Source organism: Escherichia albertii NBRC 107761 = DSM 17582, from assembly GCF_000759775.1.
Lineage (GTDB): Bacteria > Pseudomonadota > Gammaproteobacteria > Enterobacterales > Enterobacteriaceae > Escherichia > Escherichia albertii.
The window spans coordinates 1-10,465 of the sequence record NZ_BBMY01000152.1 but is presented as its reverse complement, the minus strand read 5'-3'; the positions used below and the strand labels follow the sequence as shown (position 1 = coordinate 10,465).

Genomic DNA, 10,465 nt, shown 5'->3' with positions numbered 1-10,465 from the left:
CACCCAAACATGAATACATTGAAATTGCGATCGGGTAACCAACTGACCAGCGGCCAGTGTGCGGACATATTCCCGGCATTGCCATGAGCATGGATAACAGTCGCGATGGCTTTTTCGGCGGGACCCGTCGACGAAGGAATAAACCATCCTTGCAGGTGAGTGCCATCTTTGGCAGTAAATTCAACAGATTCTGCCGCCCAGGGGTCGGGACCATAAATCTTGTCATCTGGATAATAGAAGAAGTTGATGGCGACGCGCGGTACTAAATAAATGCAGAAAGCAGCAACAAAGAGAATAAACAGAATTTTGAGAACGCGTTTGTTCACTGGCAGCGCCATAACCTTTCCTTGTGACTTCTTTATCATCCATTAATCGGGGAAAGATGGTGGGAGAGTGGCGAAAGAAAGTAAAGCGGTGAGGAAGTATTTCGGAATAGCGCCTGAAAGGCGAGGGCGGGTGAGTGGATATCACCCGCCTGAGTCATTAACGCTTCAGAGCGTCGCTTAACTCGTCACGCATGTTTGCCAGCATGGCTTTAACAACGCGTGGGTTACCGGCAACGATGTTACCGGTCAGCATGTAGTTATGACCACCGGTAAAGTCGCTGACGATGCCGCCCGCTTCACGAACCAGCAGCTCGCCTGCCGCGAAATCCCACGGGCGCAGACCGATTTCAAAGAAACCGTCAACGCGACCAGCAGCCACATAGGCCAGATCCAGCGCTGCAGAACCAGTACGACGGAAGTCAGCGCATTCGCTGAACAGTTTGCCAACGATGTTGATGTAGGTGGCGGCGTACTGTTTTGCTTTGAACGGGAAACCAGTTGCCAGAATAGTGCCGTCGAGATCGCGAGCGGTGCTACCGCGCAGACGATAGCCGTTCAACTGTGCGCCCTGACCGCGAGTCGCGGTGAACAGTTCGTTACGCATAGGATCGTAAACCACAGCAACTTCTGTGCGGCCTTTAATACGAACAGCGATAGATACCGCGAAGTGCGGCAGACGTTTGATAAAGTTGGTGGTGCCATCCAGTGGATCGATAACCCATTGAACATCCTGATCGGTACCTTCAAGTTCACCGCTTTCTTCGGTGATGATGGTGTGCTGCGGGTAAGATTTACGAATCGTGTCGATAATCACCGCTTCGGCAGCTTTATCTACGTTGGTCACGAAATCGTTGCTGCCTTTCTGGCTCGCTTCTACAGCGTCCGGGGTTTCATAGTTTTTGGCAATTAAATTACCCGCCTTGCGCGCTGCGCGCACGGCGATGTTCAGCATCGGATGCATCGGTCTCTCTCACTGGATGTTAAAGAACGGGAAAACGGCGCAGAGTATAGCAGCGAGATCGGAATCTGTCTTCGTTTTATGATAAGATGCGCAAATAATCTTTAGACGAAGAAAGACAATGCTGCAAAATATTCGAATTGTGCTGGTGGAGACGTCACACACCGGCAATATGGGGTCTGTTGCCCGGGCTATGAAAACAATGGGATTAACCAATCTGTGGCTGGTTAATCCACTGGTGAAACCTGACTCCCAGGCGATTGCCCTGGCCGCAGGGGCCAGCGATGTGATTGGTAATGCTCACATCGTCGATACGCTCGACGAAGCGTTAGCCGGTTGTAGCCTGGTGGTTGGCACCAGCGCGCGTTCGCGCACGTTGCCGTGGCCAATGCTCGACCCGCGTGAATGCGGGCTGAAAAGCGTCGCCGAAGCCGCTAATACGCCAGTGGCGCTGGTTTTTGGTCGCGAGCGCGTTGGCCTGACCAATGAAGAATTGCAGAAATGCCATTACCATGTCGCGATTGCGGCTAACCCGGAATACAGCTCGTTGAACCTGGCGATGGCCGTACAGGTTATTACTTATGAAGTGCGCATGGCCTGGCTGGCGACTCAGGAAAACGGCGAGCAGGTTGAGCATGAAGAGACGCCGTATCCGCTGGTCGATGATCTGGAGCGTTTTTATGGTCATCTCGAACAAACGCTGTTGGCAACCGGTTTTATTCGTGAAAACCATCCGGGGCAGGTGATGAATAAGCTGCGTCGTCTGTTTACCCGTGCGCGCCCGGAAAGCCAGGAGTTGAATATCCTGCGCGGGATTCTGGCTTCTATTGAGCAGCAGAATAAAGGTAACAAGGCCGAATAACCGTTATTGCCTGATGTGATGCGTAATGCGTCTTATCAGGCCTACAGTGTACAGACCCGTAGGTCGGATAAGGCGTTCACGCCGCATCCGACAACAGGTACAAACGCCACGAAAAAAATGGCACTGAAGGTTAAATACCCGACTAAATCAGTCAAGTAAATAGTTGACCAAATTACTCGGGAATGTCAGACTTGATCCTGCTATGCAATACCCCCACTTTTACAATAAAAAACCCCGGGCAGGGGCGAGTTTGAGGTGAAGTAAGACATGAGACTGACATCTAAAGGGCGCTATGCCGTGACCGCAATGCTGGACGTTGCGCTCAACTCCGAAGCAGGCCCGGTACCGTTGGCTGATATTTCTGAACGTCAGGGAATTTCCCTTTCTTATCTGGAACAACTGTTTTCCCGTCTGCGTAAAAATGGTCTGGTGTCCAGCGTACGTGGACCAGGCGGTGGTTATCTGTTAGGCAAAGATGCCAGCAGCATCGCCGTTGGCGAAGTGATTAGCGCCGTTGATGAATCTGTAGATGCCACCCGTTGTCAGGGTAAAGGCGGCTGTCAGGGCGGCGATAAGTGCCTGACCCACGCGCTGTGGCGTGATTTGAGCGACCGTCTCACCGGTTTTCTCAATAACATTACTTTAGGCGAACTGGTTAATAACCAGGAAGTGCTGGATGTGTCTGGTCGTCAGCATACTCACGACGCGCCACGCAGCAATCGTAACGATGCAATTGATGTTAAGTTGCGCGCATAAAAGATAAAAAGTATTCAGAATCAGGCCGGGGCGTATCGCGCTCCGTAAACACGGTCGTACATCCAGCCGGTAGCCTGGTTCCTTGCATTGAGTGATGTACGGAGTTTATAGAGCAATGAAATTACCGATTTATCTCGACTACTCCGCAACCACGCCGGTGGACCCGCGTGTTGCCGAGAAAATGATGCAGTTTATGACGATGGACGGAACCTTTGGTAACCCGGCCTCCCGTTCTCACCGTTTCGGCTGGCAGGCTGAAGAAGCAGTAGATATCGCCCGTAATCAGATTGCCGATCTGGTCGGTGCTGACCCGCGTGAAATCGTCTTTACCTCTGGTGCAACCGAATCTGACAACCTGGCGATCAAAGGTGCTGCCAACTTTTATCAGAAAAAAGGCAAGCACATCATCACCAGCAAAACCGAACACAAAGCGGTACTGGATACCTGCCGCCAGCTGGAGCGCGAAGGTTTCGAAGTCACTTATCTGGCGCCGCAACGTAACGGCATTATCGATCTGAAAGAACTCGAAGCGGCGATGCGTGACGACACCATCCTTGTTTCCATCATGCACGTAAATAACGAAATCGGCGTGGTGCAGGATATCGCGGCTATCGGCGAAATGTGCCGTGCTCGTGGCATTATCTATCACGTTGATGCAACCCAGAGCGTGGGCAAACTGCCTATCGACCTGAGCCAGTTGAAAGTTGACCTGATGTCTTTCTCCGGCCACAAGATTTATGGCCCGAAAGGTATCGGTGCGCTGTATGTGCGTCGTAAACCGCGCGTACGCATCGAAGCGCAAATGCACGGCGGCGGTCACGAGCGCGGTATGCGTTCCGGCACGCTGCCTGTTCACCAGATCGTCGGTATGGGCGAAGCCTATCGCATCGCAAAAGAAGAGATGGCGACCGAGATGGAACGTCTGCGCGGCCTGCGTAACCGTCTGTGGAACGGCATCAAAGATATCGAAGAAGTTTACCTGAACGGTGACCTGGAACACGGTGCGCCGAACATTCTCAACGTCAGCTTCAATTACGTTGAAGGTGAGTCGCTGATTATGGCGCTGAAAGACCTTGCGGTTTCTTCCGGTTCCGCCTGTACGTCGGCAAGCCTCGAACCGTCCTACGTGCTGCGCGCGCTGGGGCTGAATGACGAGCTGGCACATAGCTCTATCCGTTTCTCTTTAGGTCGTTTTACTACTGAAGAAGAGATCGACTACACCATCGAGTTAGTTCGTAAATCCATCGGTCGTCTGCGTGACCTTTCTCCGCTGTGGGAAATGTACAAGCAGGGCGTGGATCTGAACAGCATCGAATGGGCACATCATTAATCGGTATCGGAATCAGGAGAATTTATAATGGCTTACAGCGAAAAAGTTATCGATCATTACGAGAATCCGCGTAACGTGGGTTCCTTCGACAACAACGACGAGAACGTGGGCAGCGGCATGGTGGGTGCACCGGCCTGTGGCGACGTGATGAAGTTGCAGATTAAAGTCAACGATGAAGGTATCATTGAAGACGCGCGTTTTAAAACATACGGCTGCGGTTCCGCTATCGCTTCCAGCTCCCTGGTGACCGAATGGGTGAAAGGGAAGTCTCTGGAAGAAGCTCAAGCGATCAAAAACACCGATATTGCTGAAGAACTTGAACTGCCGCCGGTGAAAATTCACTGTTCTATTCTGGCAGAAGACGCGATCAAAGCCGCCATTGCGGACTATAAAAGCAAACGTGAAGCAAAATAAGAGTTGAGGTTTGGTTATGTCGATTACACTGAGCGACAGTGCAGCAGCGCGAGTAAATACCTTTCTGGCTAACCGCGGTAAAGGGTTTGGCCTGCGTCTGGGCGTGAGAACCTCCGGTTGTTCAGGTATGGCTTATGTACTGGAATTTGTTGACGAACCGACGCCGGAAGACATCGTGTTTGAAGACAAAGGCGTGAAAGTCGTGGTCGATGGCAAAAGCCTGCAATTTCTGGACGGTACGCAACTGGACTTCGTAAAAGAAGGCCTGAACGAAGGGTTTAAATTCACCAACCCGAACGTTAAAGATGAGTGTGGTTGCGGCGAAAGCTTCCACGTTTGATGCGCATACCCGATAACCCCACCGTGGTCGCCTGCGCGTGGGGTTTGTTTTACCTGATCCGCTGCTATTGCAGTGGATCGCAGCCCTGAGAATGTTATGGATTACTTCACCCTCTTTGGCTTGCCTGCCCGTTATCAAGTCGATACCCAGGCGCTAAGCCTGCGTTTTCAGGATCTACAACGTCAGTATCATCCTGATAAATTCGCCAGTGGAAGCCCGGCGGAGCAACTCGCCGCTGTACAGCAATCTGCAACTATTAACCAGGCATGGCAAACGTTACGTCATCCGTTGATGCGGGCGGAATATCTGCTTTCGCTGCACGGTTTTGAGCTCGCCAGCGAACAGCATACTGTGCGCGACACGACCTTTCTGATGGAACAGCTGGAACTGCGCGAAGAACTGGACGAGATCGAACAGGCGAAAGATGAAGCGCGGCTGGAAAGCTTTATCAAACGTGTGAAAAAAATGTTTGATATCCGCCATCAGCTGATGGTTGAACAGTTAGACAATGAGACGTGGGACGCGGCGGCGGATACCGTGCGTAAGCTGCGTTTTCTCGATAAACTGCGAAGCAGTGCCGAACAACTCGAAGAAAAACTGCTCGATTTTTAATTTCTGGAAGCTAAACATGGCCTTATTACAAATTAGTGAACCTGGTTTGAGTGCTGCGCCGCATCAGCGTCGTCTGGCGGCCGGTATCGACCTGGGCACAACCAACTCGCTGGTGGCGACAGTACGCAGTGGTCAGGCCGAAACGTTAGCCGACCATGAAGGCCGTCACCTGTTGCCGTCTGTTGTTCATTATCAACAGCAAGGACATTCGGTGGGATATGACGCGCGTACTAACGCAGCGCTAGACACCGCCAATACCATTAGTTCTGTTAAACGCCTGATGGGGCGCTCGCTGGCTGATATCCAGCAACGCTATCCGCATTTGCCTTATCAATTCCAGGCCAGCGAAAACGGTCTGCCGATGATTGAAACGGCGGCGGGGCTGCTGAATCCGGTGCGCGTTTCCGCGGACATCCTCAAAGCACTGGCGGCGCGGGCGACTGAAGCCCTGGTAGGCGAGCTGGATGGTGTGGTTATCACCGTTCCGGCGTACTTTGATGATGCCCAGCGTCAGGGCACCAAAGACGCGGCGCGTCTGGCGGGGCTGCATGTTCTGCGCTTGCTTAATGAACCGACCGCTGCGGCTATCGCCTACGGGCTGGATTCCGGTCAGGAAGGCGTAATCGCTGTTTATGACCTTGGCGGCGGTACCTTTGATATTTCCATTCTGCGCTTAAGTCGCGGCGTGTTCGAAGTGCTGGCGACCGGCGGTGATTCCGCGCTCGGCGGCGATGACTTTGACCATCTGTTAGCAGATTACATTCGCGAACAGGCAGGTATTCCTGATCGTAGCGATAACCGCGTTCAGCGTGAATTGCTGGATGCCGCCATTGCGGCCAAAATCGCGCTGAGCGATGCGGACTCTGTGACCGTGAATGTTGCGGGCTGGCAGGGTGAAATCAGCCGCGAACAATTCAACGAACTGATCGCGCCACTGGTAAAACGAACCTTACTGGCTTGTCGTCGTGCGCTGAAAGACGCGGGCGTAGAAGCCGATGAAGTTCTGGAAGTGGTGATGGTTGGTGGCTCTACTCGCGTGCCGCTGGTGCGTGAACGGGTGGGTGAATTTTTCGGTCGTCCGCCGCTGACCTCCATCGACCCGGATAAAGTCGTCGCTATTGGTGCGGCGATTCAGGCGGATATTCTGGTGGGTAACAAGCCAGACAGTGAAATGCTGCTGCTTGATGTGATCCCGCTGTCGCTGGGTCTCGAAACCATGGGCGGTCTGGTAGAAAAAGTGATCCCGCGTAATACCACGATTCCGGTGGCCCGCGCCCAGGATTTCACCACTTTTAAAGATGGACAGACAGCGATGTCTATCCGTGTTATGCAGGGTGAGCGTGAACTGGTGCAGGACTGCCGCTCGCTGGCGCGTTTTACACTGCGCGGTATTCCGCCGTTACCGGCTGGCGGTGCGCATATCCGCGTGACGTTCCAGGTCGATGCCGACGGTCTGCTGAGTGTAACCGCGATGGAGAAATCCACTGGCGTTGAGGCGTCTATCCAGGTCAAACCTTCTTATGGTCTGACCGACAACGAAATTGCCTCAATGATTAAAGATTCGATGAGCTATGCCGAGCAGGACGTAAAAGCGCGTATGCTGGCTGAACAAAAAGTAGAAGCGGCGCGTGTGCTGGAAAGCCTGAACGGCGCGCTGGCTGCTGATGCCGCGCTGTTAAGCGCCGCAGAACGTCAGGTCATTGATGACGCTGCTGCTCACTTGAGTGAAGTGGCGCAGGGTGATGATGTTGACGCCATCGAACAAGCGATTAAAAACGTAGAAAAACAAACCCAGGATTTCGCCGCTCGCCGCATGGACCAGTCGGTTCGTCGTGCGCTGAAAGGCCATTCCGTGGACGAGGTTTAATATGCCAAAGATTGTTATTTTGCCTCATCAGGATCTCTGCCCTGATGGCGCTGTTCTGGAAGCAAATAGCGGTGAAACCATTCTCGACGTTGCGCTGCGTAACGGTATCGAGATTGAACACGCCTGTGAAAAATCCTGTGCTTGCACCACCTGCCACTGCATCGTTCGTGAAGGTTTTGACTCGCTGCCGGAAAGCTCAGAGCAGGAAGACGATATGCTGGATAAAGCCTGGGGGCTGGAACCGGAAAGCCGTTTAAGCTGTCAGGCGCGCGTCACCGATGAAGATTTAGTGGTCGAAATCCCGCGTTACACTATCAACCATGCGCGTGAGCATTAACAGAGGTTAGTATGGGACTTAAGTGGACCGATAGCCGCGAAATAGGCGAAGCACTGTACGATGCATATCCCGATATTGATCCGAAAACGGTTAGATTCACCGATATGCATCAGTGGATTTGCGAGCTGGAAGATTTCGACGACGACCCGCAGGCATCGAACGAGAAAATTCTCGAAGCGATTTTGCTGGTCTGGCTGGACGAAGCCGAGTGATTTCCGCGTCATGCTTCACGCCGCAGATGCGTTGGCCGCGCTCGTTCACCTCAGTCACATAGTTATCTATGCTCCTGGGGCTTCACTCACTTGCCGCCTTCCTGCAACGCGAATCATTTAGCGGAAAAATCCTGGGGCTGCCAACTGGCGGCCCTTTTACAAATAAGGATAACTAAAATGACAGAAGCGATGAAGATTACCCTCTCGACCCAACCTGCTGACGCGCGCTGGGGAGAAAAAGCGACTTATAGCATTAATAATGATGGCATAACCCTGCACCTGAACGGGGCTGACGATCTGGGGCTTATTCAGCGTGCGGCGCGCAAGATTGATGGTCTGGGCATCAAGCATGTTCAGCTAAGCGGTGAAGGCTGGGATGCGGATCGCTGTTGGGCATTCTGGCAAGGTTACAAAGCCCCGAAAGGCACGCGTAAAGTCGAGTGGCCTGAGCTGGACGATGCCCAACGTCAGGAACTGGATAACCGCCTGATGATCATCGACTGGGTGCGTGACACCATCAATGCACCGGCTGAAGAATTGGGGCCATCACAACTGGCACAGCGTGCTGTGGATCTGATCAGCAACGTCGCGGGCGATCGTGTGACTTATCGGATCACCAAAGGTGAAGATCTGCGTGAGCAAGGTTATATGGGGCTGCACACTGTCGGGCGCGGTTCCGAACGTTCTCCGGTATTGCTGGCGCTGGATTACAACCCAACTGGCGATAAAGAAGCGCCGGTGTATGCATGTCTGGTAGGTAAAGGTATCACCTTTGATTCCGGCGGCTACAGCATCAAACAGACCGCGTTTATGGACTCGATGAAGTCGGACATGGGCGGTGCGGCAACGGTTACTGGGGCGCTGGCATTTGCCATTACGCGCGGATTGAACAAGCGCGTGAAGCTGTTCCTCTGCTGTGCGGATAACCTGATCAGTGGCAATGCGTTCAAACTGGGGGATATCATCACCTATCGCAACGGTAAAAAAGTTGAAGTGATGAACACCGATGCGGAAGGGCGTCTGGTTCTGGCAGATGGCCTGATTGACGCCAGTGCGCAGAAACCGGAACTGATTATTGATGCGGCGACCCTCACCGGGGCGGCGAAAACTGCGCTGGGTAATGACTATCACGCGCTGTTCAGCTTTGACGATGCGCTGGCTGGACGCTTGCTGGCGAGTGCCGCACAGGAGAACGAACCGTTCTGGCGTCTGCCGTTGGCGGAGTTTCACCGCAACCAGTTGCCGTCTAACTTTGCCGAACTGAACAATACAGGTAGTGCTGCTTATCCGGCAGGCGCGAGCACAGCCGCGGGATTCCTGTCGCACTTTGTTGAGAATTATCAACAAGGCTGGCTGCATATCGACTGCTCGGCAACGTATCGCAAAGCGCCGGTTGAACAGTGGTCTGCGGGGGCGACCGGGTTGGGTGTGCGCACGATTGCTAATCTGTTAACGGCGTAAACTCATATGCCGGATGCAGCGTAAACGCCTTATTCGGCCTACAAAATATTGCAAGTTCAACAAATTGCGATTTCCTTGTAGGCCTGATAAGCGTAGCGCATCAGGCACTTTCGCCCCGAACGTTGAATGAATTGTGGTTCTTATGTCCGAAATTAAAAACGAACTTGAAGACCTGCTGGAAAAAGCAGCAACCGAACCGGCGCACCGTCCGGCTTTTTTCCGCACTCTACTGGAATCCACCGTCTGGGTGCCAGGTACGGCGGCGCAGGGTGAGGCTGTGGTTGAGGACAGCGCGCTCGATTTACAGCACTGGGAAAAAGAAGATGGCACCAGCGTCATTCCTTTTTTCACCTCGTTAGAAGCACTTCAACAGGCGGTTGAAGATGAACAGGCATTTGTCGTCATGCCTGTTCGCACACTGTTTGAGATGACCCTTGGTGAAACGCTCTTCCTTAATGCCAAACTGCCAACCGGTAAAGAATTTATGCCGCGTGAAATCAGTTTGCTAATTGGTGAAGAGGGAAATCCGCTGAGCAGTCAGGAAGTACTGGAAGGCGGTGAGTCGCTGATATTATCGGAAGTCGCAGAGCCGCCAGCACAAATGATTGATTCACTCACCACCTTATTTAAAACCATTAAGCCGGTGAAGCGTGCTTTTATTTGCTCAATTAAAGAGAACGAAGAGGCACAGCCTAATTTACTTATTGGCATTGAAGCCGATGGCGATATTGAAGAAATTATTCAGGCGGCGGGAAGTGTAGCGACTGATACATTACCTGGCGATGAACCAATCGATATTTGCCAGGTGAAAAAAGGGGAAAAAGGAATTAGCCACTTTATTACCGAACATATTGCGCCATTCTATGAACGTCGCTGGGGTGGCTTTTTGCGTGACTTTAAACAGAATCGGATAATTTAAATATGCCGCCCAAAGGGCGGCATTCGGGCTTATCTGTTGCAAAGGCTTATTTCACTGGTTCGACGGATAGG

12 protein-coding genes and 1 pseudogene are annotated in these 10,465 nt (G+C 52.6%); 11 read left to right on the top strand and 2 right to left on the bottom strand.

Annotated elements, in window-relative coordinates; translation table 11 throughout:
- Window positions 1–338: pseudogene (locus EA14781_RS20140) on the bottom strand (alpha/beta hydrolase); the annotation flags it as partial.
- 145 nt (window positions 339–483) lie between these two features.
- Window positions 484–1,287 carry an inositol-1-monophosphatase gene (suhB, locus tag EA14781_RS20135; protein WP_000553445.1) on the bottom strand — a complete coding sequence of 268 codons (804 nt, stop codon included), beginning with the start codon at window positions 1,285–1,287 and terminating at the stop codon, window positions 484–486.
- Window positions 1,288–1,405: 118 nt separating this feature from the next.
- On the opposite strand from suhB, the gene trmJ reads away from it, so the two are divergent.
- The 11 genes from trmJ to sseB all read left to right on the top strand — a co-directional run bounded on the left by trmJ (window position 1,406) and on the right by sseB (window position 10,394).
- The gene (trmJ, locus tag EA14781_RS20130; RefSeq protein WP_000940025.1) at window positions 1,406–2,146 is read left to right on the top strand and encodes a tRNA (cytosine(32)/uridine(32)-2'-O)-methyltransferase TrmJ; all 741 of its coding nucleotides are present in this window, start codon (window positions 1,406–1,408) and stop codon (window positions 2,144–2,146) included.
- Between the two features lie 267 nt (window positions 2,147–2,413).
- Complete coding sequence (gene iscR, locus EA14781_RS20125; protein WP_001241354.1) at window positions 2,414–2,902, top strand: Fe-S cluster assembly transcriptional regulator IscR; 489 nt, start codon at window positions 2,414–2,416, stop codon at window positions 2,900–2,902.
- 115 nt (window positions 2,903–3,017) lie between these two features.
- Window positions 3,018–4,232, top strand: a complete 1,215-nt coding sequence (gene iscS, locus EA14781_RS20120; protein ID WP_001295373.1) for a cysteine desulfurase — start codon at window positions 3,018–3,020, stop codon at window positions 4,230–4,232.
- 27 nt (window positions 4,233–4,259) lie between these two features.
- Window positions 4,260–4,646: a Fe-S cluster assembly scaffold IscU gene (gene iscU, locus EA14781_RS20115; protein ID WP_000331708.1), complete on the top strand. Its 387-nt coding sequence runs from the start codon at window positions 4,260–4,262 to the stop codon at window positions 4,644–4,646.
- A gap of 16 nt (window positions 4,647–4,662) precedes the next feature.
- Window positions 4,663–4,986, top strand: coding sequence for an iron-sulfur cluster assembly protein IscA (iscA, locus tag EA14781_RS20110; RefSeq protein WP_000028953.1), 324 nt, complete (start codon window positions 4,663–4,665; stop codon window positions 4,984–4,986).
- 96 nt (window positions 4,987–5,082) lie between these two features.
- Window positions 5,083–5,598: a co-chaperone HscB gene (gene hscB, locus EA14781_RS20105; RefSeq protein WP_000384429.1), complete on the top strand. Its 516-nt coding sequence runs from the start codon at window positions 5,083–5,085 to the stop codon at window positions 5,596–5,598.
- A gap of 16 nt (window positions 5,599–5,614) precedes the next feature.
- Window positions 5,615–7,465 carry a Fe-S protein assembly chaperone HscA gene (hscA, locus tag EA14781_RS20100; RefSeq protein WP_001196633.1) on the top strand — a complete coding sequence of 617 codons (1,851 nt, stop codon included), beginning with the start codon at window positions 5,615–5,617 and terminating at the stop codon, window positions 7,463–7,465.
- 1 nt (window position 7,466) lies between these two features.
- Complete coding sequence (gene fdx, locus EA14781_RS20095) at window positions 7,467–7,802, top strand: ISC system 2Fe-2S type ferredoxin (RefSeq protein WP_001124471.1); 336 nt, start codon at window positions 7,467–7,469, stop codon at window positions 7,800–7,802.
- An 11-nt stretch (window positions 7,803–7,813) separates the two neighbouring features.
- Window positions 7,814–8,014, top strand: a complete 201-nt coding sequence (gene iscX, locus EA14781_RS20090; RefSeq protein ID WP_000523614.1) for a Fe-S cluster assembly protein IscX — start codon at window positions 7,814–7,816, stop codon at window positions 8,012–8,014.
- A 177-nt stretch (window positions 8,015–8,191) separates the two neighbouring features.
- The gene (gene pepB, locus EA14781_RS20085; RefSeq protein WP_000133589.1) at window positions 8,192–9,475 is read left to right on the top strand and encodes an aminopeptidase PepB; all 1,284 of its coding nucleotides are present in this window, start codon (window positions 8,192–8,194) and stop codon (window positions 9,473–9,475) included.
- A gap of 142 nt (window positions 9,476–9,617) precedes the next feature.
- Window positions 9,618–10,394 (top strand): enhanced serine sensitivity protein SseB, encoded by a 777-nt coding sequence (sseB, locus tag EA14781_RS20080; RefSeq protein ID WP_002461557.1) that lies wholly within the window; start codon window positions 9,618–9,620, stop codon window positions 10,392–10,394.
- The last annotated feature ends 71 nt before the right edge of the window (window positions 10,395–10,465 follow it).